20 protein-coding genes are annotated in these 25866 nt (G+C 71.9%); 10 read left to right on the top strand and 10 right to left on the bottom strand.

Annotation, left to right across the window (positions count from 1 at the left end; genetic code table 11):
- Positions 1 to 144: 144 nt before the first annotated feature.
- Both WG923_RS03195 and WG923_RS03190 read right to left on the bottom strand, forming a co-directional pair.
- A complete protein-coding gene (locus tag WG923_RS03195) occupies positions 145 to 1338 on the bottom strand; it encodes a sensor histidine kinase (RefSeq protein ID WP_340349484.1) in 1194 nt (397 codons plus the stop codon).
- Positions 1339 to 1359: 21 nt separating this feature from the next.
- A complete protein-coding gene (locus WG923_RS03190) occupies positions 1360 to 2073 on the bottom strand; it encodes a response regulator transcription factor (protein WP_340349483.1) in 714 nt (237 codons plus the stop codon).
- 101 nt (positions 2074 to 2174) lie between these two features.
- Between WG923_RS03190 and WG923_RS03185 the strand changes: the two genes are divergently transcribed.
- A complete protein-coding gene (locus tag WG923_RS03185) occupies positions 2175 to 3638 on the top strand; it encodes a class I adenylate-forming enzyme family protein (RefSeq protein ID WP_340349482.1) in 1464 nt (487 codons plus the stop codon).
- Positions 3639 to 3748: 110 nt separating this feature from the next.
- Here the strand turns inward: WG923_RS03185 and WG923_RS03180 are convergent, their stop codons facing one another.
- Positions 3749 to 5146: an AmpG family muropeptide MFS transporter gene (locus tag WG923_RS03180; RefSeq protein WP_340349481.1), complete on the bottom strand. Its 1398-nt coding sequence runs from the start codon at positions 5144 to 5146 to the stop codon at positions 3749 to 3751.
- Positions 5147 to 5177: 31 nt separating this feature from the next.
- Between WG923_RS03180 and WG923_RS03175 the strand changes: the two genes are divergently transcribed.
- Complete coding sequence (locus WG923_RS03175) at positions 5178 to 6014, top strand: M48 family metallopeptidase (protein ID WP_340349480.1); 837 nt, start codon at positions 5178 to 5180, stop codon at positions 6012 to 6014.
- Here the strand turns inward: WG923_RS03175 and WG923_RS03170 are convergent, their stop codons facing one another.
- Positions 6015 to 6653 carry an MBL fold metallo-hydrolase gene (locus tag WG923_RS03170; protein WP_340349479.1) on the bottom strand — a complete coding sequence of 213 codons (639 nt, stop codon included), beginning with the start codon at positions 6651 to 6653 and terminating at the stop codon, positions 6015 to 6017. It lies immediately after the preceding gene.
- Positions 6654 to 6857: 204 nt separating this feature from the next.
- On the opposite strand from WG923_RS03170, the gene WG923_RS03165 reads away from it, so the two are divergent.
- Together WG923_RS03165 and WG923_RS03160 are read left to right on the top strand one after the other, a co-directional pair.
- Positions 6858 to 7160 carry a hypothetical protein gene (locus WG923_RS03165; protein WP_340349478.1) on the top strand — a complete coding sequence of 101 codons (303 nt, stop codon included), beginning with the start codon at positions 6858 to 6860 and terminating at the stop codon, positions 7158 to 7160.
- Positions 7161 to 7414: 254 nt separating this feature from the next.
- Positions 7415 to 8035 carry a DUF937 domain-containing protein gene (locus WG923_RS03160; RefSeq protein ID WP_340349477.1) on the top strand — a complete coding sequence of 207 codons (621 nt, stop codon included), beginning with the start codon at positions 7415 to 7417 and terminating at the stop codon, positions 8033 to 8035.
- An 18-nt stretch (positions 8036 to 8053) separates the two neighbouring features.
- Here the strand turns inward: WG923_RS03160 and WG923_RS03155 are convergent, their stop codons facing one another.
- The 3 genes from WG923_RS03155 to WG923_RS03145 form a co-directional block, all read right to left on the bottom strand.
- Positions 8054 to 8665 (bottom strand): NADPH-dependent FMN reductase, encoded by a 612-nt coding sequence (locus WG923_RS03155; RefSeq protein WP_340349476.1) that lies wholly within the window; start codon positions 8663 to 8665, stop codon positions 8054 to 8056.
- A 64-nt stretch (positions 8666 to 8729) separates the two neighbouring features.
- Positions 8730 to 9407, bottom strand: a complete 678-nt coding sequence (locus tag WG923_RS03150) for a hypothetical protein (RefSeq protein WP_340349475.1) — start codon at positions 9405 to 9407, stop codon at positions 8730 to 8732.
- Positions 9408 to 9627: 220 nt separating this feature from the next.
- Positions 9628 to 10593: a Bug family tripartite tricarboxylate transporter substrate binding protein gene (locus tag WG923_RS03145; protein WP_340349474.1), complete on the bottom strand. Its 966-nt coding sequence runs from the start codon at positions 10591 to 10593 to the stop codon at positions 9628 to 9630.
- A gap of 126 nt (positions 10594 to 10719) precedes the next feature.
- On the opposite strand from WG923_RS03145, the gene WG923_RS03140 reads away from it, so the two are divergent.
- The 6 genes from WG923_RS03140 (at position 10720) to WG923_RS03115 (ending at position 19248) form a co-directional block, all read left to right on the top strand.
- On the top strand, positions 10720 to 11226 hold the full coding sequence (locus WG923_RS03140; RefSeq protein ID WP_340349473.1) for a cupin domain-containing protein: 507 nt from the start codon (positions 10720 to 10722) through the stop codon (positions 11224 to 11226).
- Positions 11227 to 11268: 42 nt separating this feature from the next.
- Positions 11269 to 12192 (top strand): ketopantoate reductase family protein, encoded by a 924-nt coding sequence (locus WG923_RS03135; RefSeq protein ID WP_340349472.1) that lies wholly within the window; start codon positions 11269 to 11271, stop codon positions 12190 to 12192.
- Entirely contained in the window at positions 12185 to 13288 is a 1104-nt protein-coding gene (locus tag WG923_RS03130; RefSeq protein ID WP_340349471.1) for an enolase C-terminal domain-like protein, read from the top strand. Before WG923_RS03135 ends, WG923_RS03130 begins: the two co-directional genes overlap by 8 nt.
- A 49-nt stretch (positions 13289 to 13337) precedes the next feature.
- On the top strand, positions 13338 to 13946 hold the full coding sequence (locus tag WG923_RS03125; RefSeq protein WP_340349470.1) for a hypothetical protein: 609 nt from the start codon (positions 13338 to 13340) through the stop codon (positions 13944 to 13946).
- A 146-nt stretch (positions 13947 to 14092) separates the two neighbouring features.
- The gene (locus WG923_RS03120; RefSeq protein ID WP_340349469.1) at positions 14093 to 15334 is read left to right on the top strand and encodes an ABC transporter substrate-binding protein; all 1242 of its coding nucleotides are present in this window, start codon (positions 14093 to 14095) and stop codon (positions 15332 to 15334) included.
- 101 nt (positions 15335 to 15435) lie between these two features.
- On the top strand, positions 15436 to 19248 hold the full coding sequence (locus WG923_RS03115) for a Dyp-type peroxidase (RefSeq protein ID WP_340349468.1): 3813 nt from the start codon (positions 15436 to 15438) through the stop codon (positions 19246 to 19248).
- On the opposite strand, the gene WG923_RS03110 is transcribed toward WG923_RS03115, so the two are convergent.
- From WG923_RS03110 to WG923_RS03100, 3 genes are all read right to left on the bottom strand, one after another.
- Positions 19232 to 22165, bottom strand: coding sequence for an ATP-binding protein (locus tag WG923_RS03110; RefSeq protein ID WP_340349467.1), 2934 nt, complete (start codon positions 22163 to 22165; stop codon positions 19232 to 19234). The genes WG923_RS03115 and WG923_RS03110 overlap by 17 nt on opposite strands.
- Before the next feature lie 142 nt (positions 22166 to 22307).
- On the bottom strand, positions 22308 to 24125 hold the full coding sequence (locus WG923_RS03105; RefSeq protein WP_340349466.1) for an ABC transporter ATP-binding protein: 1818 nt from the start codon (positions 24123 to 24125) through the stop codon (positions 22308 to 22310).
- A complete protein-coding gene (locus tag WG923_RS03100) occupies positions 24115 to 25857 on the bottom strand; it encodes an ABC transporter ATP-binding protein (protein ID WP_340349465.1) in 1743 nt (580 codons plus the stop codon). Before WG923_RS03100 ends, WG923_RS03105 begins: the two co-directional genes overlap by 11 nt.
- Positions 25858 to 25866 lie beyond the last annotated feature (9 nt).

Here is a 25866-nt window from a genome sequence, read left to right as displayed (position 1 = left end):
CCCGCGCGGCAGATGGGTCAACTGTAGTCTTCGCCGGGGTGCCCATCCATCCTCATTTAGGGGGATGGCACGGACCCGCGCACGAATGGATCTTCGTGATTTTTCCGGGCCTTGGCGAGGCCCCCGGAATGCTTTTACGGGCGGTTACACGGCCGAGCAGGGCAGCCGCAGGATGAAGCAGGCGCCGCCCCCCGGGTTGTCCTCGCAGTGCGCGCTGCCGTGGTGGCGCTGCGCGATGGAACGCACCAGCGCCAGGCCCAGCCCGACCCCGCCTTCGCGCTCGCTGGCGCCGCGCAGCCGGTAGAACGGCTCGAAGATGCGTTCGCGCTCGGAGGCCGGCACGCCGGGCCCGCGGTCGCACACCCGCACGACGGCCTCGGACCCGTGCCGCACCACGCTCACCCGCACCGGGCCGCTCGTGTAACGCCGGGCGTTTTCCAGCAGGTTGCGGATGGCCCGCCGCAGCAGCTTGGCCACGCCCTGCACCACCAGCGTCTGTTCCGACTCGCTGGCCTCCAGCTCGGCGCCGGCGCGGGCGCTCTCCTCGGCGGCCAGGCCGGTCAGGTCCACCGACTCCACGGTGCCGATGTCGGATTCGCGCGCGTCGAGGCGGCTGGCCAGCAGGATCTCGTCGATCAGCTGGTCCAGCTCCGCGATGTTGCGGGTGATCTCCTCGCGCGAGCGCGGCGAGGGCTCGGGATCCATCAGCTCCAGCCCCATGCGGATGCGCGCCAGCGGCGAGCGCAGCTCGTGCGAGGCATTGGCCAGCAGCGACTTGTGCGAGTTGACCAGCGTTTCCACCCGCTCGGCCGCGTGGTTGAAGCGGCGCGCCAGGAAGGCCACCTCGTCGCTGCCGCGCTCGGGCACGCGCACGCTCAGGTCGCCTTCGCCCCAGCGTTCCACGCCCACGCGCAGGTCCTCCAGGCGCTGCGTGAGGCGCCGCACGATCGGGTAGCTGCCCACCGCGACCGCCAGCGCCACGATGCCCAGCAGCCAGAGGAAACCGGTGGAGCCGCGCGGCAGCCAGGAACGCCCCCCGGGCGGCCCGTCGCCGGGCGGCCGCGGCCGCGGCGGCAGCTGCACGACGATGCTGCGCCCGTCCTTCATCACGATCGGGAATTCCAGCCCCACGCCCGGCACGCGCACCGGCCGCACGTGGCTCTGGCCGATCACCTCGCCGGCCTCGTTGCGCACCACCACCTCGCGCATCGGCGTCTGCTCCTGGTTGACGCGCCAGAGCCAGCCGAAAGCGATCGTGAGCAGGCCCACCGTGGCGATCACGGCGATCCAGATGCGCAGGTAGAGAGGGAAGCGCCAGCCGGCGTTCCAGGCGGTCATGCCGTGGAGGGGTCTCCTGTCCTAGTCCTGCTGCTTGGCGAACACGTAGCCGACGCCGCGCACCGTGAGGATGCGCTTGGGGTTCTTGGGGTCGACCTCGATGGCCGCGCGGATGCGGCCCATGTGCACGTCGATCGAGCGGTCGAAGGCCTCCAGCTCGCGGCCGCGCACGGCTTCCATGATCTGGTCGCGCGTGAGCACGCGGCCGGCGCGCTCGGCCAGCACCACCAGCAGGTCGAACTGGTAGGAGGTCAGTTCGGCCGGCTTGCCGGCCACCGAGACCGTGCGCGCGTCGCGGTCGATCTCCAGCGAGCCGAAGCGCATCTGCTTGGCCGGCGGCGGCGTGCCGTCGTGGCGGCGGCGCAGGATGGCGCGGATGCGCGCCAGCAGCTCGCGCGGCTCGAAGGGCTTGGGCAGGTAGTCGTCCGCGCCCAGCTCCAGGCCGACGATGCGGTCCATCGGGTCGCCCTTGGCGGTGAGCATCAGCACCGGCACCTTGCCGGTCTCGCCGGGCAGCGAACGCACGCGCCGGCACACTTCCAGTCCGTCGATGTCGGGCAGCATCAGGTCCAGCACCACGAGGTCGGGCGCCGTACCGGTGGGCGGGTCCTCCAGCAGGTGCAGCCCGTGCCGCGCATCGGGGGCATGGGTGACGCCGAAGCCCGATCGCTCCAGGTACTCGCCGACCATCTGGGCCAGGCGGGTGTCGTCCTCGATCATCAGGAGTTGGTGCATGTCCGAATACTACTTACTGCGGGCCGCCGACGCGGGGCCCTTCCCGGTCATAGTGGACAGTGGCCACCGCACCCGCTTGTCGCTCCCGTAAAGTAAGGTAAATGGCCGTCTCCATTGCGCATATTTCCCCGACGCTGCCCGAGGTGCTGGCGCGGCAGGCGCCCGGCGCCCAGGCCCTGCAGTTCGGCGGGCGCTGGCACACGTACGGCGAGCTGCGCGAGGCGGGCGAGCGCGCCGCGGCCGTCGCCTGGCACGCGTGGGGTGTGCGCCCGGGCGACCGGGTCGCCTGGCTGGGCGCCAACCATCCGGGGCAGGTCGCCCTGCTGTTCGGGCTCGCGCGCATCGGCGCCATCCTGCTGCCGCTGAACTTCCGGCTCGCCTTCGCGGAGTGGCAGCGGTTCGCCGCCGAATGCGGGCCGCGGCACGTGGTGCACGACGCGGACTGGGCGCCGGCGGCCCGCGACCTGGCAGCGGCGTGCGGCGTGACCGCGCATGCGGTGGAGAGCCTGTCGCAGGTCGATGCCCCGGCCGCACCGGTGCACGCCACGGCGGAGGCGCCCGCCTTGCTGGTCCACACCTCCGGCACCACGGGCGGCCCCAAGGCCGCCGTCCATACGCAGGGCAACCTGCTGGCCAACATGCGCATCGCGAGCGCAGTGCAGGAGATGACCGCGGCCGACACCGTCCTGACGGTGCTGCCGATGTTCCACGTCGGCGGCCTGTGCATCCAGACCCTGCCGGCGCTGTACGCCGGGGCTCGCGTGGTGCTGCATGCGCGCTTCCATCCGGGCGAGACGCTGGCGGCCCTGGCCGCCGCGCGTCCCACGCTCACGCTGCTGGTCCCCGCCGCGATGAAGGCGCTGGTCGAGCATCCCGCCTGGGGCGCCACCGACCTGTCGTGCCTGCGCGCGGCGTGGGCTGGCTCCAGCCTGCTGCCGACAGCGCTGGTGGAGGCTTTCCACGCGCGGGGCGTGCCGGTGTGCAATGTCTACGGCGCGACGGAGACGGGGCCGTTCTCGGTCGCCCTGCCGCCCGCGCACGCGATGGACCACGTCGGCTCCTGCGGCTGGCCGGCGCCGGGCGTGCAGGCGCGGCTGGGCCCGCCGATCGGCGACGCGGCGGAACTGCTGCTGCGCGGGCCGAACGTCGTCCAGCGCTACTGGCCCGATCTGCCCGCCTGCGACGCCGAGGGCTGGTTCGCCACCGGCGACCTCGCGCAGCGCGACGAAGACGGCAGCTATCGCATCGTCGGCCGGGCGCGCGACCTGATCATCAGCGGCGGCGAGAACGTGCACCCGGCCGAGGTGGAGCAGGCGCTGGCGCTGCATCCCGCGGTGGCGGAGTGCGCGGCGTTCGGGCTGCCGGATGCGCGGTGGGGGGAGGTCGTCGCCGTCGCGGTGGTGCGGGCGAGCGGCACGCAGGCGGTGGAAGGGGAACTCGTCGCGCACCTGCAGCGGCACGTGGCGCGCTTCAAGGTGCCGCGGCGGTGGTTCTTCGTCGAGCAGCTGCCGAAGACGGCGCTGGGGAAGGTGCAGCGGGCGGTGCTGGCGAAGCAGTGCGCGTAGGCTGGTGGTGAGCCGCGAAGCGCGAACCCCAGCGCTTCGCGCATCGCTGGGGTTCGCGCCTTCGGCGCTCACCGCCAGCCTACGGAGGCAACAGCCCCCGTGAAAAACTACTAAGCCGGCGCCCCCTGGCTCCCATGCCGCCCCTGCATCCTCCACAGCAGCACGATCAGCAGCATCGCCGGGATCGCCGTCAACGCCGTCCCGATGAACGCCGTGGCGTACGCCCCCAGCAGCCCGTACTGCGGCGTGAGCGTGTCCACCGCCACGCCCGAAAAGCCCTTGAGGAACTTGCCGAGCAGCGCATACGTCGACGACAGCATCGCGTACTGCGTGGCCGTGTATCCCAGGCTCGTCAGGCTCGACATGTAGGTCACCAGCGCCACGCCCGCGAACGCCTGCGCGAAGGAGTCGAGCGACATCACGATCGCGAAGATCACGTCGTTGACGTGCAGTGCCAGCAGCGCGAACGCCCCGGTGCCCAGGGCCTCCAGCACCAGCCCGACGATCAGCGTCGGCAGGATGCCGATGCGGATCGCCGTGAGGCCCGCCGCGCCCAGGCCGACGAAGGTCGCGACCAGGCCGAAGGACCCGCGCACCACCGCCACCGTGTCCTTGCTCACGCCGAGGTCGTGGTAGTAGGGGTTGTACATCGGGCCCATGATGAAGTCGGGCAGCCGGTAGAGCGCGACCATCAACAGGATCACCAGCCCGGCCAGCTTGTGCTTGCGGAAGAAGTCGACGAAGGGCCCGATCAGCGCGTCGACCAGGCCGCGCCGGCTCCACAGCGGCGGCTTGTTGTGCAGCACCTCGTCGGCGCGTTGCGGCTCGAACGCGAGAAAGGTGGCCACGATCCCCACCCCCATCAGCACGGCCATCGCCACGTACGAGATCGGCCAGCCGACGCGTTCGGCGGCCGCGATGATGGCCGCGTCCGTCACCAGCAGCGCGAGGCGGTAGCCGAGCTGCGCCGCGGACGTGAGCAGGCCCACTTCGTCGGAGTTGTCCGCGGCCTCGATGCGCCAGGCGTCGATCGCGATGTCCTGCGTCGCCGACGCGAAGGCGACCAGCAGCGCGAAGGCGCCGATCGCCACCAGCCCCGCCTTCACCCCGACCACCGCCATCGCGACCAGCCCGATCGCCACCAGGATCTGGCAGAACAGCATCCAGCCGCGCCGCCGCCCGAGCTTGCCGAACAGCGGAATGTCCATGCGGTCGACCAGCGGCGACCAGTACACCTTGAAGGCGTACATGAAGCCGACCCACGAGATGAAGCCGATCGCCTTCAGGCTCGTGCCCTCGTCGCGCAGCCAGTAGCCGAAGGTGTTGGCGGTCAGCAGGAAGGGCAGGCCGGACGAGAAGCCCAGCGCCATCATCACCGCGATCTTCGGTTGCCGCAGCGCGCGCACGACGTCCATCGCCGAGCGCTTGCGGCGCTTCTCCGCGACGATGGGTTCGGGGGCTGGCTGTGCAGGAGTGCTCTGAGCGGAGGAGGCGATGGGGTCCGACATGGTGGGGGTGGTTCGTCAGTATTATTTGCCCATGTGCCAACTCTGTGCTGCCAAGTCATCCCCGTGGGTCGGCCGGCGTGCCTTCATGCTGGCAGCGGGCGCCGTCGTTGCCGGTCCGGCCCTGAGCCAGGTGGAGGTCGGTGAAAGTTCGCGCCTGCGATCGCTGGTTCCGGCCACCGAACTCGAGCAGGCCGCGGCGCAGCAGTACAACGAGCTGCTGCAGGAGGCGCGCGCCAAGCGGGCCCTGGCCCCCGAGGGCAACGCGCAGCTGCAGCGGCTGCGCGCGATCTCCTCGCGCCTGATCGCCGATGCGCCGCGCTGGAATCCGCGCGCGCGGCAATGGCGCTGGGAGGTGAACCTGATCGGCAGCGAGAGCGTCAATGCCTTCTGCATGCCAGGCGGCAAGATCGCCGTCTTCATGGGCCTCATCGACAAGCTGCACGCCACCGACGACGAACTCGCGATGGTGGTGGGCCACGAGATGGCGCACGCGCTGCGCGAGCATGCGCGCGAGCGCATCGCCAAGAGCCAGGGCACCGGTGCCTTGCTGTCACTGGGCGCGCAGCTGTTCGGCCTGGGCCAGCTCGGTGACGTGGCGGCCAACATCGGCACCCAGCTGCTGACGATGAAGTTCAGCCGCGACGACGAGGTCGAAGCCGACCTGGTCGGCCTGGAGATGGCCGCGCGTGCCGGCTTCAACCCCCGGGCCTCGCTCTCGCTGTGGGACAAGATGGCCCGCGTGTCGGGCAATGGCGGCGGCCCGGCCTTCCTCTCCACGCACCCTTCGGGCCCCGACCGCATGCGGCGGCTGGCCGAGAACATCCCGCGCGTCGAAGGCCTGTACCGGCAGGCCATGGGCAACCGCTGATCAGGTCCCGCGGACGTAGGGGTTCGTCCTGCGTTCGCGCCCGAAGCTGCTCTCCGGCCCGTGGCCGGGGATGAACACCGTCTCGTCCCCCATCGGCCACAGGCGCTGCGTGATGCTGGCGATCAGCGTCGCGTGATCGCCGCGCGGCAAGTCGGTGCGCCCGATGCTGCCCGCGAACAGCACGTCGCCCACGAAGGCGCGCTGCATCTCCGGCGAATGGAACACCACGTGGCCCGGCGTGTGGCCCGGGCAGTGGCGCACCTGCAGCGTGTGGCCCGCGAGTTCGACCGTGTCGCCGTCGTGCAGCCAGCGCGTGGGCGTGAAGGTCTCGGCCGGCGGAAATCCGAACATCGCGCCCTGTTGCGGCAGCCCCTGGATCCAGAACTGGTCGTCCGGGTGCGGGCCGATGATCGGCAGCGCCAGGCGGCGCGCCAGTTCCGCGGTGCCGCCCGCATGGTCGATGTGCGCGTGCGTGAGCCAGATCTGTTCGAGCTTCAGGCCGCGGCGTTCGACTTCGGCCAGCAGCGCATCGAGGTCGCCGCCGGGGTCGATCACGGCAGCCTGCCGCGTCGCATCGTCGTAGACGACGGAGCAGTTCTGCTGGAACGGCGTGACGGGAAGGGTGAAGTAGCCGAGCATGGGCTCGATTGTGTTCTGGCCGATGGGGATAGTTCGCCGCTCCCACTTAAGTTCTACCCGCTGCGCGCAATTGGTGCCTGTCGCGGCCAGGCGCAGCTGTCTAGAGTCGGCGCCGAGTGCCTGCAGTTCACCAAGGGCACGGGCTTCGCGACGTCGCTAGCGAATTCCTTCTTTCCACCACGTTCATCCTTGAAGGGATTTGTCATGTCCGGAAACAACCGCATCCGCCTTTCGGCCGCCTCCGCGCTGGCCGCCCTGCTGCTGGCACCGCTTGCCCACGCCGCCGGTCCCGGCGGTGGTGGCGGCGGCGGCCAGGGCGGCCGCCCGGCGCCCGCGCCGCGCGTCATCACCGTGCCCACGCCCGTGCCCGGCACGAACATCGTGGTCCCGGCCGGCACGCCGATCGGCAGCGTCATCGGCTTCGCGCCGGCGGTGCCCGGCTTCCCCGCCGCGCCGATCACCCTGCAGCCGAACCGGACCAACGGGCGGCCGTTCGGCGGGGTCTGATCCGCCGCCGCATCGCCGCATCGCCGCCCGCGGCCCGCGGCCCGCGGCCCGCGGCCCGCGGCCCGCGGCCCGCGCCCGACGTGAGCCCGGCCGCGTGACGGGGTGCTGGCGGGCCCGCCTTGACGCCACGCAACCTGCGGGGGACGGCCGCCGGGCCCGACGGGTGGGCGCCCCGGCGGGCCTTCCACGGGACTAGCATGCCTCGACGACGGTGGCCGGGCGGCCGCCGCCCGGTATCACGACGGAGGAGCGCCATGCAGATCACCGACATGTTGGCCCAGGCGGGAGGGCTGCAATCGATCGCCCGCGAACTGGGGATCGCCCCGGAGGAGGCGCACAACGGCGCCGAAGCGCTGTTGCCCGCGATCCTCGGCGGCTTCAAGAACCAGGCGCAGGAGGGCGGCATGGGCGGCCTCGGCGACCTCCTGGGCAAGCTGGGCGGCGGCGGCCTGATGGACCAGGTGCTGGCGCCGGAACCGACGAACGTGGCGGCCGGCGACGCCGTGCTGGGCGAGATTTTCGGCTCGCGCGACGTGAGCCGCACGGTGGCCCGGAGCGCCTCCGCGCAATCGGGGCTGAGCCCCGAGTTGCTGAAGAAGATGCTGCCGCTGCTGGCCATGCTGGTGGCCGGCTTCATGAGCAAGCGCGGCGCCGCGGCCGATGCGCCCGCGCAGGGCGGCGGGCTCGGCGGGGGCCTCGGCGGCATGCTCGGGGGCGTGCTGGGCAGCGTGCTCGGTGGCGGCCAGGCAGCCCAGGCTGGCCAGGGTGGTGGTGGCCTCGGCGGTCTCGGCGGCCTGGGCGCGCTGCTCGATGCCAACGGCGACGGCAACGCGCTCGACGACATCCTGCGCCTGGCCGGCAAGGCGCGCGGCTAGCGCCGCGCGGCGCCGCGATCAGGCTGGTGCCGGCACCCGCAGTGCCGTCGCCAGCTGCAGCAGCGACTGCACGACACCCTTGACCGCCTCGCGGGCCTTCTCGTCCTTGAGTTCGCCCGCGGCGTCGAAGGCCTGGTCGGCGCGCGAGAGCGCGAACTGGCGCGGATGCACGATCATCGCGAAGGCCATCTGCAGGTACTGCCGCAGGTAGTTCATCGAGCGCAGCCCGCCCAGCGGGCCCGGCGATGCCGAGAGCAGGCCGGCCGGCTTGCCCGCCGTGGCCTTGAGGCCCGCCGGCCGCGTGCCGCTCGCGCCGGCGCGCGAAATCCAGTCGAACGCATTGATCACGAGCGGCGTCGGAAAGCCGTTGTACTCGGGCGTGACGATCAGCACCGCATCTGCCGCGACGATGGCCTCGACCAGCTCGCCGGCCTGCGCGGGCACGCCCGGGCCGGCCTCGATGTCGCCGTCGTACACCGGCAGTGCCAGCGTGCGCAGGTCCAGCAGGCGCACCGACGCGCCCTGCGCCTCGGCGATGCGGCAGGCCGCGTGCGCCAGGGCCAGGTTGAGGGATCCGGTGCGGGAGCTGCCGGGGATGACGAGCAGGCGGGCGGGCGCGGCTTGGTTCATCCGCGCCATGCTACCCGCGCGTCGCACGCGTGAGCGCGCCGACGCACCGACTCGCCTCGGCTTCTCAGACCAGCCCCAGCCCCGCGAACGTGCTCAGGTCCGCCCGCGGCGGCGGGGCCGGCGTGATGAAGGCGGAGATCACCTCGTCGCCCTGGTATTCGGTGGTGACGAGGGCGCGCTGCGTCTGCTGCTCCAGCGCGGCGGGACCGAGCGCGCGCCAGGTCGCGGCGCACAGGTGGATGCTGCCGGGTGGGGCGCTGTCGGCGCAGGCGCGGGCCGCGCCCGGCGCATCGCCCAGCGTCAGGCGCCGGCTTTCGCCCTCCACCTCGAAGCACGCGGCCACGCAGGGCGCGGTGAGCAGCGCGGTGCGCAGGCGGCGGGTGCAGGTGCGCTGCAGCAGCATCGCGACTTCCAGTGCGGCGCGCGGCCGCGCGAATGCCACCACGACGCGCTGGGCGTAACGCTCGACCGACCCGCCGAAACGCGCGGCCAGCGTGCGCACGTCGTCCTCGCTCCATTCGGGCGTCGGCGCCTCGCAGCACAGGAGCGTGGAGGTTTCGTGGACGAAGCGGATGCTTTCGTAGCCGGGGCCGAGGAACAGCTTGCGCCAGGCCTCCACCGGCAGCTCGGCGAGCAGTTCCTCCGACAGCAGGTCGAGCCAGCCGGCGCGATCGGCCGGCAGCGCCGCTGCACTGTCACCCGGCACCAGTCCGTTGCCCGCTGCAAGGGGGTCCCTCAGCATGGCGCCACCTCTCGCGAAAGTCCCCAACTGCTCGTTCCCATCGCGTCCTCCTAGTTGTTTCCAAGTGTGACGAAATGGGGAGTCCCCGACCAGACGGTCGATTCGTTACGGGGCGTCGCTGACAAGCAGCTAACCCTTAGGTGTTAGTCCGGGACAGGCGGCGGCGCCCGACCGCCGGGCGGTGCGGCGACGCGTTTTCCGGCCCGCGCTTGTAACGGACTCAGGCCTTGATGCCGGCCTCGTCGATCACCCTGGAGTACTTCGCGTACTGGTCCGCGATATGCGCGGCGAACTGCGCCGGCCCCATCGGATAGGGCTCCAGCCCCACGCCCACCAGCTTGCGATGGATCTCGGGGTCCGCCAGCGCGCCGGTGGCGGCCTGCGCCAGCCGGTCGATCACGGCCTTGGGCGTGCCCGCCGGCGCGCACAGGCCGAACCAGGCGGAGGCTTCGTAGCCGGGCAGGCCCGACTCGGACACCGTGGGCAGCTGCTTGAAGGTGTCCAGCCGCTGTGGCGTGGTGACGGCCAGCGCGCGCATCTTGCCCGCCTCCAGGAAGGCCTGGATCTCGTTCACGTTCGCCAGCACCGTGTCGACGTGGCCGGCCAGCACCGCATTCACCGCCGGGGCTCCGCCGGCGAAGGGCGTGTAGATCAGCCGGATGCCGGCGGCGCGCTGCAGCATCTCGCCGGCGATGTGCTGCGTGGTCGCGGGGCCCACCGTGGCATAGGAAATCGTGCCCGGCTTCGCCTTGGCGGCGTCGAGCCACTCCTTGAACGTCCTGTACGGGCTGGCCGCATTCACCGCCAGCAGCTGCGGCGAGTTGGTGAGGCACGCCACCGGCTCGAAGGCCTTGATGCCTTCGTAGGGCAGCGTGGCCGCGTGCAGCTTCGCATTGATCACGAAGCTGTTGGCCATGAGCAGCAGCGTGTGCCCGTCCGGCGCGGACTTCGCGACCTGCGCGGTGCCGATGATCGTGCCGCCGCCCGGCTTGTTCTCCACCAGCATCGGCTGGCCCAGCGCGCGCGCCATGGATTCGCCGATGACGCGCGCCTGCACGTCGCCCGTCCCTCCGGGTGGGAACGGCACCACGATCTTCATGGTGCGCGACGGAAAGGCCTGCGCGAGCGCGTTGCCGGCCAGCGCGCCGGCCGCGCCGGCGACGAGAAGTTCTCTTCGACTGAGCATGGGGTCCCCTGGAGCCTGCGCGGCGATTCTGCGGACAAGCCCGCACGCGCGCCATTGGCGTTTTCGCCGGGCCAGGGCGGCCGCGCGGGGCTTTCCTGCAGAATGCGGCGACGCCAAGGAGACCCCATGCCCGCTCCCGTCATGAACATCGCCGATGCGCAGTACACCGACCTCGCGGAGCGGTCGCGCAGCCGGGGCAGCGCGATGCCGCAGGAGCGCTTCGGCGGCCGCATCGCCGCGCTCGCGCCCGCGCTCGGCGCCAGGCGGCTGGGCTTCAACGTCACCGCGGTGGCGCCCGGCAAGAGCGCCTTCCCCTTCCACAGCCACCGCCTCAACGAGGAGATGTTCTTCGTGATCGAAGGCACGGGGCAGCTGCGCTTCGGCAGCGCGACGTATCCGCTGCGCGCGGGCGACGTCATCGCCTGCCCGAGCGGCGGGCCCGAGGTGGCGCATCAGATCGTGAACACCGGCGCCACGGAACTCAAGGTGCTGGCGGTCAGCACCATGCTGCATCCCGAGGTCTGCCACTATCCGGACTCGGGCAAGTTCGCCGTGCTCGATGGCATGGGGCCCGACGGCTTCCGCCACGTGGGCCGGCAGCAGGACAACCTCGATTACTGGCAGGGCGAGTAGGCGCTGCCGCGGGCAACAAGCAACAAGCAACAAGGAGACAGGATGCGTATCGCGATCATGGGTTCGGGCGGACTGGGCGGCTACTTCGGCGCCCGGCTGGCGCAGGGCGGCGCCGACGTGCACTTCATCGCCCGCGGCCGGCACCTGGAGGCCATGCGCGGGGACGGCCTGCGCATCGAAGGGCCCGAGCCCATGCACCTGGCGAAGGTGAACGCCACCGACCGCCCGGCCGACGTCGGCGTCGCGGACGTGGTGATGCTGTGCGTCAAGCTGTGGGACACCGAGCAGGCGATCGCGCAGATGCGGCCCCTGGTCGGTCCCCGCACCACCATCGTCTCGTTCCAGAACGGCGTGCTGAAGGACCAGTACCTGCGCGCCGCCTTCGACGAGCGCCAGGTCATGGGCGGCGTGGGCTACGTCGCCACGACCATCGCGGCGCCGGGCGTGATCCGCCAGACCGGGCCGATGCAGCACCTCGTGTTCGGCGAATTCGACGGCACGCGTTCGGCGCGCGGCGAGGCCCTGCTGGCGGCCTGCCTGGCCGGTGGCATCAAGGCCGAACTGTCCGACCACATCCTGCGCGAGATCTGGCAGAAGTTCGTCTTCCTCGTCGGCCTGTCGGGGACGACGACCACGATCCGCAAGACGATCGGCCCGATCCGCGGCAACCCGCAGACGCGCGCCTTCCTGCTGGACGTGATGCGCGAAGTGGTCGCCGTGGGGCGCGCGCACGGCGTGCCGCTGCCGGAGAACTACGCCGAGGTGCGGCTGCAGCTCGCCGACGACGTGTCGCCGGACATGACGTCCTCCATGCACCACGACCTGGAGCGCGGCAACCGGCTGGAGGTGCGCTGGCTCGCCGGCGGCGTCGTGGAACTGGGCCAGGCGAAGGACGTGCCGACGCCGCTCAATCGCGCGATCGCCGACATCCTCGCGCTGCATGCGGAAGGAGCCCCCCATGCCTGAAGTGCCGCTCGCCGCCCTGCGCGTGCGCAGCGTGCGCTGCACGCCGGTGGAAGTGCCCCTGCGCTACGTGCTGGGCACCAGCGCCGCCACGATCCAGGCCGCGCCGCTGCTGCTGCTGGAACTGCTCACCGAGCAGGGCGTCACCGGCCGCGCCTACATCTTCTGCTACCGCCGCAGCGCCGCCAAGCCGATCGCGGCCCTGGTGGAGGATGCCTGCGAGATCGTGCGCGGCGATCCCGTGGCGCCGGTGGCGATCGCGGCCAAGCTGCAGCGGCGCTTCGCGCTGATCGGCGTGACGGGCCTGGTGCGCATGGCGCTGTCGGTGTTCGACATGGCCTTGTGGGACGCGCTCGCCGTCGCCGCCGGCGCGCCGCTCGTCACGCTGCTCGGTGGCTCACCGCGGCCGGTGCGCGCGTACAACTCCTGCGGCCTCGGGCTCATGAGCCCGCAGGCCGCGGCCGACGAGGCGCAGGCGCTGCTCGAAGGCGGCCTGCGGGCGGTGAAGCTGCGCCTGGGCTACGCGACGCTGAACGAGGACCTGGCCGTCACGCGGGCCGTGCGCGCGCGCCTGCCGGCCAGCGTGGAACTGATGGTGGACTACAACCAGGCGCTCTCGCGGCACGAGGCGTTGCTGCGCGGCCGCGCGCTGCAGTCCGAAGGCGTGAGCTGGCTGGAAGAGCCGATCCGGCAGGACGACCTGGCGGGCTGTGCGGAGCTCGCGCGCGAGCTGCACCTGCCGGTGCAGATCGGCGAGAACTTCGACGGCCCCAAGGACCTGCTGCGCGCCATCCAGGCGCAGGCCTGCGACCTCGCGATGCCCGACGTGGCGCGCATCGGCGGCGTCACGGGCTGGATGCAGGCCGCGGGCGTGGCGGAGGCGCACGGCATTCCCATGAGCTCGCACCTGATGCCGGAGGTCAGCGCGCACCTGCTCGCCGCGACGCCGACGGCCCACTGGCTCGAATACGTGGACTGGAGCGATGCCGTCGCCGCCGAGCCGGTGGAGATCGTCGACGGCTGCTGGCCGCTGGGCGACAAGCCCGGCACCGGCCTGGAATGGGACGCCGACAAGGTCGCGCGCTGGCGCATCGAATGAGCCCTTGCGCAGCCCGCGCTGCGCGCATCCGGCCCGAAGGAGGACTTCCATGCCGCCCACCGACCTGCCCAGCCCCACCTTGCCCCTCGCCGCGCGCGCCGTCGCCGTGGCCCTGGCCGTGCTGGCCTCCGGCTGCGCGCACGAGGTGCGGGACGCAGTGCGGCCCGTGGCCACCGCGCCCACGTGCAGCGGCTTCCTCGACGAAGGGCGACGCTGCCAGGTCTTGGTGCATGCCGACCGCATGGCCACCAGCACGTCGCTCGTCGTCGTGAAGGGCCAGCGCTACCAGGTCCAGGTCGCACCCGGGCAGAAGTGGTGCGATGCGCAGCGTTGCAGCACGCCGCCGCACGGCGACGCCGGCAGCGCGGTGATGAACCTGCTGCGGCGGTTCCGGCGCGACGATGCCGACTGGTTCACGCTGATGGCCGCCGTGGTGCGCGACAAGGAAGGCCGCCAGCGGATCGGCCACGGCCAGCCCGTCGAGACCGAGCCGGTGGTGGAGGTGCAGCACACCGGCCTGCTGGCGCTGTACCCCAACGACGTGCCGGGCTTCTACTGGAACAACCGGGGCGACATCGTCGCCTGCATCGAGCGGCTGGCGCCGGGCGCCGCGCCGGCCTCTCCTGCCAGCGCCAGCGGCGCGTTCTGCGCGCCCTGAGGCGATTGGCACCCCGTCACGGCGCGCAGGGAAGGTCGCGCCGGTGCAGGGGCACCGCAGGGACCGCACGCTGGTGTTAACCCGCGTCCGTCGCCGGGGCGAAACTCCTATCCTGCTCTCCCGCCCCCCACGCCCCGGAGACCGCCATGCAGCGACGCCCATCCCTCCTCGCGCTTGCTGTCCTGGGGCTGGCGCCGCTCGGGTGGCACGCCAGCGCGCTGGCGCAGGGCGAGCCGCTGCGCGTGGGCTTCCTCACCGTGCGGACCGGCCCGCTGGCGGCCGGCGGCCGGCAGATGGAGCAGGGCATCCAGCTGCTGCTGAAGGAGCGCGGCAACATGCTGGCCGGCCGCAAGGTCGAACTGGTGATCGCCGACACGGGCGGCAACCCCGCGGGCGCCAAGACGAAGACGCAGGAACTGGTCGAGAAGGAGAAGGTGGCCGTGATCATCGGGCCGCTGGCCACCTTCGAGGCGATCGCGATCGACGACTACATCCTGCACGCGAAGGTGCCGCTGATCACGCCCACCTCCGCGGCGCAGAACGACCTGGCGCAGCAGAAGAAGAACGAGTACGTGATCCACGCCGTCGGCACCGCGGCGCAGCCGACGCACGTGCTCGGTCAATGGGCGGCGAAGAAGCTGGGCATGAAGCGCATCGCGCTGATCGCGGACGACTTCGCCTACGGCCATGAAGGCGCGGCGGGCTTCTTCAAGGCCTTCGAGGACAACGGCGGCAAGGGCGTGCAGCGCCTGTGGCCGCCGCTGAACGTGGCCGACTACGGCAACTACATCTCGCAGCTCAAGCAGAACGTCGACGGCGTCTATGCCGGCTTCGCGGGCACCAACGGCGTGCGCTTCCTGAAGCAGTACAAGGAGTACCAGCTCAAGCCGACCGTGCTCGGCAACCCCACCGCGGTGGACGAGGGCATCCTGGCCCTCATGGGCGACGAGGCGCTGGGCGTGTATTCCGCGAGCTGGTATTCGGCCGCGATCGATACGCCGGACAACAGGCGCTTCGTCGATGCCGTGCGCGGCGAGTACAAGGTCACCCCCGGCTTCTACACCGCGGGCACGTACACGGCCAGCCTGTGGCTCGAGGCGGCGCTGAAACTGGTCAACGGCAGGTTCGAGGACAAGCCCGCCTTCGTGCGCGCGCTGCACCAGGCGAAGCTGGCCAGCGGGCCGATGGGGCCGATCCACCTGGACGAGTATGGCAAGCCGGTGCTCAACATCTACGTGCGCAAGGTGGAGCGCAAGGATGGCCAGCTGGTGAACACCATCGTGGAGACCTTCCCCGAGGTGTCGCAGTTCTGGACCTACGAGCCGAAGGCCTTCCTCGCGATGCCGGCGTATTCGCGCGAGAGCCCGGCGGCCAGGAACCTGGAATAGCAGCGACTGTGCGTACCCCCGAAGGTGGGTGCGCACAATGAAGGATGGTCACGAGGAGAGGGGCGCGCTAGCCTGCGCCGCAATCGACAAGGGGAATCGACATGGATGGGAAGGCGACGGCACGCAAGGCGCCGGCGGGCCGGTCGGCCGCGCGCGGTGGGGCAGTGCGGCAGGCGGCGATCGGGAAGGCGGCGATCGGGAAGGCGGCGGCCGAGCCCTTGCGCGGCAAGCCGGTCTCGCTCGAGGCCGTCCGGCCGGCGGCGAAGGGGGACGAGGAGGCACGTCCGCCCAGCAAGGCGAAGGCCGATCGCAAGCGGCCGGGTGACCGGTCGCCGACACGACCGGGCAAGCCGGGCTCGCAGGGCGGCACGGGTGGGGCCCAGGCTCGTGCCGACCAGCCCACCGTCGCACCGTACGAGCCGAGGCCGCGCCGGCGTGCCACCGGCCTGCGTGGCGTGACCAACCTCGCCGTCCTCGCGCCGGTGCGCGAAGGACTCGTCAAGAGCTTCGAGCCCATCTCGTACGTGGAGCGGCTGCGCAAGGTGCTCGACGCGCTGCAGTCGGCGCGGCAGAACCTGCGCGAGTCCGAGCTGCTGCCCTCGTTCTTCGTCGACACCGTCGCCCGGCTCGACATCATCCATCACTTCCGCTATGCGCTCGTGAAGCCCCAGGCGGCGGGCAGTCCCTGGCAGCTGTCGCTCAACGTCACCTTCGACGGCGGCTGGGAGCCGTACATGCGGGTCATCTACCGCGACATCGGCCCGCTGCTGGACCTGCTGTTCTGCCACAACGACACCTATCCGGGTTCGCGCACCTCCACCTTCGAGAAGTACTGCGACTGGGTGCGCACGAACGAGATCGAGGCCGGCCTCTTCTATGCCGAGGCCGCGACGACGCTGCAGGACCAGCGCTACCTGGCCGAAGTCGAAAGGACGCAGCGCGAGCGCGGGGGCTGCGAGCGCGATCTCGCTCGCCTGGCGCTGCCTTCGTCTTGCGCGCAGCAGGAGGCCGCGCTGGCCCGCGCCATGGCGGACCCTCTGCGTGCTCTGGTGCTGCCCCTGCGCACGCTCAAGGGCCTGTACCGCCTGTCCCTCTACTTTCCCCCGGATCCGGCCGGCCACCACGCGAAGGACGACCTCGCGATCCTGCGCCGGTTCGCGCAGTCCGTGCTGGCCGAGTCCATGCAGGTGATGCGCGCGCTGGACGCGCTGCCTGCCGGCACGCCGCAAGCCCGGGTGTGGCAAGAGAACCGGACGGTCACGTTCCGCGACGAACTGGACTGGCTCGAGTACGACAAGGTCGCGCCGGAAGTCGCGCCACCGCCCGTTCCCTGTGACCCCGCACGCCTGCAGTCGCACATCCTCGCCAGCGCGCAGGAGCAGGTCACGCACGGCTGCGTCGTCCTGCTGCGCGTGCGCAACGCGGACGACGCGCTGGCGGAAATCGCGCGGCTGGCGCCGTATTGCGACGCGGCGCACGGCGGCCCGGTGCGCTACCTGGTCGCCTTCACCTACGCAGGCCTGCGGCAGCTCGGGTTGCCGCCGCAGCGCCTGGATGCCTTCCCGCAGGAGTTCTACGAGGGCATGGAGGCGCGCAGCGCGCTGCTCGGCGACCTGCGCGGCAACCATCCGGACCGCTGGACGCGCCCCCTGCTGTGGAAGCAGCAGGCCGCCCAGCGCGTGGACCTCAACGCGGTGCACGTGGTGATCCACCTGCGCCTGCAGGATGCGCAGGACCCTGGTTACGCGCTGCACAAGGATTTCGAACCGCTGGTCGCCGCGCTCGATGCCTCCACCACCGGGCTGCGCGTGCTGGCCGTCGAGCCCCTGCGCACCTACCGCAGCAATGGCTATGTCTCCGGGCACATGAACGTCGCCGACGGCATCAGCCAGCCCGAAGTCCCCACCGGCGCGCCGCCCAGGCCTCGCTCGGTGTACCAGGACCTGGTGAGCACCGGCGAGCTGGTGCTCGGCTACGGCAACGACCGCGGCGACCAGGCCGGCGGTGTCGCCCCCCTGCTGCAGGACGGCAGCTTCCTCGTCGTGCGCAAGCTGCGCCAGCGCATGGACCACCTGCAGGAGGCGATGGCGCAGCTCGAGCCGCGCCAGCGCGACGAACTGCTGGCCCGGATGGTCGGGCGCCGCCGCGACGGCACGCCCCTGGCCCCCCTGCCGCCGGGCGCCACGGACAAGAACGATTTCGACTATGCGGACCAGGCCGCGAGCGACGCCTGCCCCTTCCACTCGCACATCCGGCGCACCAATCCGCGCGACGGCCGTGCGTACACGCCGCGCATCCTGCGCCGCGGCATGTCCTACGGGCCGCTGCCGACGCCGATCAGCGGCGCGGCCGACCGCGGCGTGATGTTCATGGCGTACTGCGCCAGCATCGCGGAGCAGTTCGAGACCATCCAGCGCTGGGTCGCCGGCGGCAACAGCAGCGGCGTCGGTTCCGCGCAGGGCGATCCGCTGCTGCGCGTGCCGCAGGAGGGCGAGTCGAACACCTTCCGCTTCCTCGACTCCGCCGGGCAGGTCGTGCGCGTCGCCTTCGGCGACAAGCCGCTGGTGGAGCTGCAGTGGGGCCTGTACCTGTTCGTGCCTTCGCTGCCGGTGCTCGCGCAACTGGCGGCGTTCCGCGCCGAACCCGCCGCGCCGCCGGCGCCTCCCGCCGCTGCGCCCATGGACAGGCTGGAGCAGATGCGCCAGGTGATCGAAGACCGCGACCGGTCGAAGGCCGTGTGGGAGAAGATCCGTGCCGGCGAGTACCAGGGCACGCCCTACGGCCGCCTGGTGGGCACGCTGTCCGGCGTGCTCGAGGCGATGAACGACCAGGGCGACCACTATTCCGTGCAGGGCTACGGCCGGCGCATGGCTGCTTCGCTCGGGCAGAACATCCTCGGGATGGACCCCGGCCCCGCGCGCAGCGCGCAGCTGGTCGTCAACAAGGTGATCGAGTCCGTCTCCGAGAAGGACGCCTTCGAGCTGACCCTCCGCATCGTGGCCAAGGTGCTCGAAGGCTGTCCCGAGCTGCCCCGCTCCGCCGGCGACATCGTCCGCAAGCCGGTCGACCTGGTGAACTTCAGCGACGTCGTGCTGGCCACCCTGTGCCGCATCTGGTTCGGCCTGCCGCAGGACCCGGATCCGGAGAAGGTGCCGAACCCGGTGATGGTGGCGGGCGGCCGCCTGCCCGACGACACGACGCCCGCGCGCTGCCCGGGGCATTTCCTGAGCGCCTCGCGCTACATCTTCTCCCCGCATCCGCGCCCGGATGTGGAGCACGCCGGCCAGGCCCAGGGCAAGACGGCGCTGGCAGCGGTGCAGCAGTGGCTGCAGGGCAAGCCGGACCTGGCGGCCGCGCCCCTGACCGCGGCGATCCTGAAAGGCCTGACGGCGAGCGGCTACGAGTCGACGCTGGCCGTGAACATCGCCGGTGTCCTCCTGGGCTTTCCCCCGACCGTGCAGCCGAACTTCCTGCGCGTGATGGAGAAGTGGGTCAAGGAGGAGGCCAGCCTGTGGGAACGCCAGCAGGACCTGTTCGAGGCCTCGCCGGCGCGCGATCTGAGCTACGACCAGGCCGCCGCGGCCCTGCGCAAGCCGCTCTTCGCGGCAATGCGCAAGGATCCCGTGCCGGGCATGTTGTGGCGCTGCCCGGCACACGGCAAGGACGCGGTCGACTTCTCGCCCGAGCGGCAGGTCGTCCTGGGCATGGGCTCCGCGCTGACGGATGCGGCCGCGCCGGACGAACTGGTGTTCGGGCGCGACGAGCGCACGGGCACCAACACCACCGTGCACGGCTGCCCGGGCTACCACATGGCCATGGGCGTCCTGCTCGGAATGATCGCGGGCCTGATGAAGGCCGGCACCCTGCGCCCGACCGGCTCGCCGGTGCTGCTGATCCTCACGCCGAACACATAGCGGCATCCACCAGGCGGCGCAGCGCCGCCGCCTGCTCGCGATGCCACGCCATCCCCATGCGCGTGAAGGCGGCCGTCGCTTCCCCGAGCAGCGCGGTGGCACGCGGGCCATCGCCGGCCTGCCATGCCAGCTGCGCGTCACACAGTTGCGTGGCGGCGAGTTCGTGCGCCGAGCCCCGCTGGCGCGAGGCCTGCGTCGCCAGCTGCAGGTAATGGTCGACGCGGTCGGGGCAATGCTGCGCGGCATCGCGCGCCAGCGCCCGGTACGTCATGGCCAGCCCCAGCAGGTCGCCCTGGCGGCCGCGCCGGATCGCATGCGCCGCATGGAAGCGGCCTTCGGCGCGGCGGCCGGCGGCCAGCAGGCCGTCGGCGAGCCAGCCGTGGTTCAGCGACCGGTACAGCGCGCTCTCGCGTGGCTTCAGCCAGGCCAGCACTTCCAGCAGCGTCTCCAGGCATTCGGGCCGCTGCGTGAGCATCCAGTCGGCATACGCGCTTTCCGCCCGCGCGATCGAGAGCTGCGCCAGGCTGTGCGTCGCCTCGGCGTGGCGGGCCGACTCGTCGGCGGCTTCTCGGGCCTCGGCCCAGCGGCCCTGCCACAGCAGCACCGCGGCGCGCCAGCCATTGAGCGTGGCGCCGATCTCGTGGGTGATCTCCGCGATGCAGGTGCGCGCCTGCCGGAACAACGCCTCGGCCTGCGCGAACTCGCCGCGGTCCCCCAGCAGGTAGGCGCGGCATACCAGGGTGAAGGCGAGGCCCACGTTGGTCCGCTGCCCGGTGCGAAAGCGGCTCTTGATCGCGATGGCTTCGTCCAGCAGCGGCAGGGCGCGGTCGTACTGCGCCGCGGCGCAATAGGCTTCCCCGAGCGCGGCGACGGTCTGCACCAGCATCTTCTCGTCGCCGGACTCGCGCGCCTCGACCAGGCCGCGTTCGCCGTGCGCGATGGCGTCGCGCACGTCGCCCATCGAATACGAGATGTACATCAGCACGTTGCGCGCGCGGGCGACGGTGGCGAGGTCGCCGTGCTGTTCCGCCAGCTGCAGGCCGCGCTCGCCCAGCGCCAGTTCGCTGCGCATGGGGTCGAACACGCACACGCGGCCCAGGCGCTCCACGATGCGGATCCAGCGCAGCGCCGCCTCGCGCGTCTGCGGCAGGCGGTCCAGCGCCGCCAGCGCCACGCGGTACAGCGCCCGCGCGCGGTCCAGCGCGGAGGCCGCCAGTGCCTTGTCGCCCGCCAGCTCCGCGAAGTGCGCGGCCTGCGCCGCGTTGCCGCCGGCGTCGTAGTGCAGCGCCAGGGCCTGCAGCGATTCGTCGGGCGCCTCGGAGGCGCCCTGCCGGCGCAGGGCCTCGGCGATGCGCAGGTGCAGTTGCTGGCGCGCGTGCAGGCCCACCGATTCGTAGATGATGTCGCGCGTGAGGCCGTGCTTGAAGCGCAGCGTGCCCGCGCGCTCGCCGGCGAACAGGAAGTCCTGCTCCGCCAGGCCGCGCTGCAGCGGTCCTTCGACCGGCTGCCCGGTGATCTCTTCCAGCAGCCAGGCCGGCACCACGTTGCCGATCACCGCCGCCACGCGCACCACTTCGATCTGCTCGGGCGCCAGGTGCTGCACGCGCGATTCGACCAGGTGGTTCAGCCATCCCGCGCCGGATGCGCGGCCGGGCCGGCGGTCGACGTCGCCGAGGGCGGCCGAGTGGCACAGTTCCTCCAGGAACAGCGGGTTGCCGCTCGCCTGCCGGCAGATGCGCTCGGCGACGAAGGGGTCGGCCCCCGGCAGCCGCGCGGCGACCACCTGCAGCGATTCGGCGTCCGTCAGCGGCGGCAGCAGGATGGTCTGGTCCACTTCCGCGGGCCCGGCGCGCAGCGCGTCGTCGCGCATCGACAGCAGCACCAGCAGCCGGGCTCCGCTGCGCTGGCGCAGCGACGCGAGCACGTGGTGCGAGGCGTTGTCCGCCCACTGCCAGTCGTCCACGAACAATACCAGCGGTTGCTCCTGCGCCAGTCCGGCGAAGAGGGCCTCGAACGCTGCCGGCGTGGTGGCCGGTGCCTCGGCCGCCACCGCCTGCAGCATGTGCCGGAAGGGCTGCAGCGGCTCGGCGCCCAGGCTGCTTTCGCAATAACCGCGCAGCACCGTGCAACCGCGCTGCAGCACGCGGGCGAGGAACTGTTCGATCAGGCGCGTCTTGCCCATGCCCGGGGGCGCGGCGACCGCCACGGCGCGCATGCGGCCGCCCAGGGCGTCGTCCATCGCGCGTTCCAGCAGGGCGAGCTGGCCGTCGCGGCCGAAGAAATCCGTGGGACTGCGGCGCGTGCGCTGGAAGGTCTCGCTGGCGCTGGCGCGCGCGTCGACCTTGTAGACCAGCAGCGGATCGGCGCGGCCCTTGACCTTCAGCAGCTGCGGCGGGCTGGTCACGAAGAAGCGGCTGGCGGGGCCCAGCGTCTCCTCGCTCACCATGATCTCGTGCGGCGCGGCGGCGGACGAGAGGCGGGCCGCGATGTTGGGCACCGTCCCCAGCAGCTCGAAGCGACCGAGGTCGATGTCGCCGCTGCGCAGCAGCACGAGGCCGGAGTGCAGCCCGCTGTGCAGGGAGGGTGAGAAGCCGGACGGCAGCGGGATAGGGAGCTCGCGTACGCGCTGGTGCAATTCCAGCGTCGCGGCCACCGCGTTGCGGCCGTCGTCCTCGCGCGTCTGGGGGTAGCCGAAGAGGGCGAGCAGGCCGTCGCCCTGCACCCGCACCACCATGCCGCCGTAGCGCGGGATCGTGTCCAGGTAGATCTGGCGCACCGCGCCGAGCAGCTCGGCGTAGTGCTCGGTGACCATCGCCTCCGCCAGCTCCGTGGAATACGAGAGGTCGGCGAAGAGCAGGGTCAGGTAGCGCCTGCCCGGCTCGGTGCCCGTCGCCTCGCCGTGCGTGTCGTCCTTCATGATGCCTCACAGACTCCCACTCACCCTGGCGCCGCGCCTGAAACGAAAGGCAGTCATCGGCACAGGGTGTTACATCCAGGGGCTCATCATAATGAGGTAGACAGGCTGACGGAAGAGAGCGCTGGACCGGGGGGAAACCCGGCTACTGCACTTGCTCGTCTTCCTCCTCGAGTTGCTGCAGCTGGTACAGGCGCTGGTAGAGGCCGCCTTCGATGGCCATCAGCTCGCCATGCGTGCCGAGCTCGGCGACCCGGCCGTGGTTGAGCACCACGATGCGGTCGGCGTCGCGCACGGTGGAGAGGCGGTGCGCGATGGCCACCACGGTGACGCGGCCGCGCAGCGCCGCCAGCGTGTGCTGCACCAGCTGCTCGGTCTCCGAATCGATGTGCGAGGTGGCCTCGTCGAGGAACAGGATGCGCGGCTCGCCCGCCAGCGCCCGCGCGATCGCCAGCAGCTGCTTCTGGCCGACCGACAGCCGCGCGCCGCCTTCGCCCAGCAGCGTGTCGTAGCCGCGCTCCAGGCCCGTGATGAAATCGTGCGCATGCGCGGCGCGCGCGGCCGCCTCCACCTGTGCGTCGGTGAGGGCACGGCCCATCGCGATGTTCTCGCGCGCGCTGGCGGCCAGCAGGAAGGGCTCCTGCGGCACCATGCCGACACTGGCGCGGAAGGTGTCCTCGCCGATCGCCTCCAGCGGCACGCCGTCGATGCGGATGTGCCCGGGGCTGGCCACGTAGAAGCGCAGCAGCAGCGACAGCAGCGTCGTCTTGCCGCTGCCGGTGTGGCCGACGATGCCGTGGAAGCTGCCGGCGGGAATGCGCAGGTCCACCTCGTGCAGCACGGGCCGCCGCGGGTCGTAGCCGAAGGTCAGGCGCTCGATCGCGATCTCGCCGCGGCTCACGCGAGCGCGCTCGCTGGCCACCGGCGCTTCCACCTCCGTCAGCAGCGCCTGCACGCGCGAGGCGCCGATCAGCGCCTGCTGCAGCTGCGAGAACTGCATGGTGATCTGGATCAGCGGCTCGATCACGCGCGAGATGTAGCTGATGAAGGCGTACAGGATGCCCACCTCCAGCGCGCTCATCGCCCCGCTGCCCGCGCGCAGGCCGAACACCCACAGCACCACGGCGAGCAGCAGCACGTTGAGGAAATCCAGCACCGGCCGCAGCAGCCAGGCGTTGGCGCGCAGCTCGCCCAGGCGCGAGCGGTAGTGGCCTTCGTTGAGCACGCCGAAACGTTCGCGAAAGCGCGCCGCGGCGTTGGCTGCCTGGAGCACCGCCATGCCCGCGATCGATTCGGCCACGTGCGCGTTCAGCTCGCTGCGCAGTTCGCGGCTGCGCGTGACGGCCGGCGCGGACAGGCGCTGGTAGGCATACACGATCAGCGCCACGGCGGGCACCAGCGCCGCGACGATCAGCATCAGCCGCCAGTCCAGCCACAGCATCGCCAGCATCGCGCCGGCCAGCAGGATCAGGCTGTCGAGGATCACGAACAGCACCTGCACGTAGAGCGTCTTCACGGCCTCGGTGTCGTTGGTGACGCGGCTCACCAGCTGGCCCGTGATCGCGTGGTCGAAGAAGGACATCGGCAGCCGCAGCACGTGGCGGTACACCTCCTCGCGGATGCGCTGCACCGAGCGCATCGCCACGCCCGACAGCCGCACGAGCTGCAGGTAACGCACGGCGCTGGCGACCATGCCGGCCAGCAGCGCACCCACCAGCAGGGCCGCGATGCGCGGCAGGTTGGCATCGCGCGGCAGCAGGTGCCGGTCGATCAGGATCTTGCCCGCCAGCGGGCCCAGCGCTTCGAGGCCGGCGGCCAGCATCAGCCAGGCCACGCCCCACCAGAGGTGGCGGCGCTCGGGTGCGGCGGCGCGCAGCAGCAGCGCCGCGGCTTCGGCGCGAAAGCGCGGACGGCGCGCAGGCGCGGCCGCCACGGGTGCGCCGGCGATGGATTCAGCTGGCATCGAGGCTCGCCTGCAGTTGCTGGTAGCGCCACTGGCGCGCATACCAGCCGTGGGCGGCCGCGAGCGCCGCATGGCGTCCCTGTTCCGCGATGTGGCCGTCGCGCAGCACCACCACGTCGTCCGCATCGAGCACAGCGCTCAGGCGGTGGCTCACGATCACGACGGTGCGGCCGACGCGCGCCGCGCGCAGGTGGGCCAGGATGCGCGCCTCGGTCTCGGTGTCGACCGCCGACAGCGCGTCGTCCAGCAACAGCAGCGGAGCGTCGGCGAGCAGGGCGCGCGCGATCGCCACGCGCTGGCGCTGGCCGCCCGAGAGCGTCACGCCGCGCTCGCCGACCGGCGTGTCGTAGCCGCGCGGCAGCCGCTGGATGTCTTCGTGCACGGCGGCCAGGCGCGCGGCCCGTTCCACCTCGGCGCGCGTGGCGCCCGGCCTGGCGAGCGCGATGTTCTCCGCGACCGAGGCCGAGAACAGGAAGGGCTCCTGCGGAACCCACGCGACCCCGGCGCGCAGGGCGGCCAGCGTGTAGTCCTGCAGCGGCACGCCGCTCCAGCGCAGCTCGCCGTGCCCCGGTGCATGCTGGCGCAGCAGCAGTTTCAGCAGCGTGGTCTTGCCCGCGCCGGTAGGGCCGACCAGGCCCAGCGTGCGCCCGGGCTGCAGCGTGAGCGACACGCCATCGAGCGCGGCCCGCGCGCCGGCGCCATAGGCGAAGCGCACGTCGCGCAGCTCGATCGGCCCGGGCCGCAGCGCAGGCACCGTGCCGTGGTCGGCCACGCTCAGCGGCGCATCGAGCACCGGCTGCAGGCGCGCCCAGGCGGCCTTGCCGCGTTCCAGCAGCGACAGCACCCAGCCGGCCGCGAACATCGGCCACACGAGTTGACCGAGGTACATGCTGAAGCTGGTGAGCTGGCCCACCGTGAGCTGGCCGTGCCACACCAGCCACGTTCCCGCGCCGAGCACCATCATCGTGGCGGCCGCGAAGGTGGAGCCCACCGCCGGCTCGTACGCGGCCTCCCAGCGCTGCGCGTCCAGGCTGGCCGCCGCGGCGCCGGAAGCCAGCACGGTGAACTGCGCCTCGCTGCGCGCCTGCAGGCCCAGCGCGCGCAGCGTGCGCACGCCGGCGAGCGTCTCCTGCACGTGGTCGTTGAGCGCGCCGAAGCGCTCCAGCGACTGGCGCGAGGCGGCGTGCACGTGGCGCGAGATGCGCCAGAAGGCAAACGCCATCAGCGGGAACGGCAGGATCGCGCAGGCCGCCAGCCGCCAGTCCACGCCCAGCGACATCATCCCCACCACCAGCACCAGCGTGAGCGTGCCGTCGAAGCCGGCCAGCAGCGCCTCGCCCGCGGCCATCTCCACCGCGTCGATGTCGTTGGTGGCCAGCGCCATCAGGTTGCCGGTGCGATGGTCCTGGTAGAAGCCCGCGCCCTGCAACGACAGGCGCGCGTAGAGGCGCTCGCGCAGTTCGACGCCGATGCGGTAGGCGGCCGCATAGAGGCGCAGGCGCCAGCCCACGCGCAGGAAATACACGGCGGCGCCGGCGGCCAGCAGCCAGGCCAGCTCGCGCAGCAGCGCCGCGCGCTGCAACTGGCCGCCCACGAGGCCGTCGACCACGTGGCCGATCTGCCGCGGGATCCAGACGATCAGGAGGGCGATGCCGAGCAGCATCAGGGCCGAAGCGGCATACGCGGTGCGGTGCCGCAGCACGAAGCGGCCGACCAGGCGATACAGGGACATGCGAACGGC

Source organism: Ramlibacter sp. AN1133 (assembly GCF_037890035.1).
Taxonomy (GTDB): Bacteria; Pseudomonadota; Gammaproteobacteria; order Burkholderiales; family Burkholderiaceae_C; genus Ramlibacter.
This window is presented reverse-complemented; position numbering and strand designations above follow the sequence as displayed.

Coding starts and splice junctions, on each gene's coding strand:
- WG923_RS03195 (WP_340349484.1), bottom strand. CDS start 1,338: ATGACCGCCTGGAACGCCGGCTGGCGCTTCCCTCTCTACCTGCGCATC.
- WG923_RS03190 (WP_340349483.1), bottom strand. CDS start 2,073: ATGCACCAACTCCTGATGATCGAGGACGACACCCGCCTGGCCCAGATG.
- WG923_RS03185 (WP_340349482.1), top strand. CDS start 2,175: ATGGCCGTCTCCATTGCGCATATTTCCCCGACGCTGCCCGAGGTGCTG.
- WG923_RS03180 (WP_340349481.1), bottom strand. CDS start 5,146: ATGTCGGACCCCATCGCCTCCTCCGCTCAGAGCACTCCTGCACAGCCA.
- WG923_RS03175 (WP_340349480.1), top strand. CDS start 5,178: ATGTGCCAACTCTGTGCTGCCAAGTCATCCCCGTGGGTCGGCCGGCGT.
- WG923_RS03170 (WP_340349479.1), bottom strand. CDS start 6,653: ATGCTCGGCTACTTCACCCTTCCCGTCACGCCGTTCCAGCAGAACTGC.
- WG923_RS03165 (WP_340349478.1), top strand. CDS start 6,858: ATGTCCGGAAACAACCGCATCCGCCTTTCGGCCGCCTCCGCGCTGGCC.
- WG923_RS03160 (WP_340349477.1), top strand. CDS start 7,415: ATGCAGATCACCGACATGTTGGCCCAGGCGGGAGGGCTGCAATCGATC.
- WG923_RS03155 (WP_340349476.1), bottom strand. CDS start 8,665: ATGAACCAAGCCGCGCCCGCCCGCCTGCTCGTCATCCCCGGCAGCTCC.
- WG923_RS03150 (WP_340349475.1), bottom strand. CDS start 9,407: ATGCTGAGGGACCCCCTTGCAGCGGGCAACGGACTGGTGCCGGGTGAC.
- WG923_RS03145 (WP_340349474.1), bottom strand. CDS start 10,593: ATGCTCAGTCGAAGAGAACTTCTCGTCGCCGGCGCGGCCGGCGCGCTG.
- WG923_RS03140 (WP_340349473.1), top strand. CDS start 10,720: ATGCCCGCTCCCGTCATGAACATCGCCGATGCGCAGTACACCGACCTC.
- WG923_RS03135 (WP_340349472.1), top strand. CDS start 11,269: ATGCGTATCGCGATCATGGGTTCGGGCGGACTGGGCGGCTACTTCGGC.
- WG923_RS03130 (WP_340349471.1), top strand. CDS start 12,185: ATGCCTGAAGTGCCGCTCGCCGCCCTGCGCGTGCGCAGCGTGCGCTGC.
- WG923_RS03125 (WP_340349470.1), top strand. CDS start 13,338: ATGCCGCCCACCGACCTGCCCAGCCCCACCTTGCCCCTCGCCGCGCGC.
- WG923_RS03120 (WP_340349469.1), top strand. CDS start 14,093: ATGCAGCGACGCCCATCCCTCCTCGCGCTTGCTGTCCTGGGGCTGGCG.
- WG923_RS03115 (WP_340349468.1), top strand. CDS start 15,436: ATGGATGGGAAGGCGACGGCACGCAAGGCGCCGGCGGGCCGGTCGGCC.
- WG923_RS03110 (WP_340349467.1), bottom strand. CDS start 22,165: ATGAAGGACGACACGCACGGCGAGGCGACGGGCACCGAGCCGGGCAGG.
- WG923_RS03105 (WP_340349466.1), bottom strand. CDS start 24,125: ATGCCAGCTGAATCCATCGCCGGCGCACCCGTGGCGGCCGCGCCTGCG.
- WG923_RS03100 (WP_340349465.1), bottom strand. CDS start 25,857: ATGTCCCTGTATCGCCTGGTCGGCCGCTTCGTGCTGCGGCACCGCACC.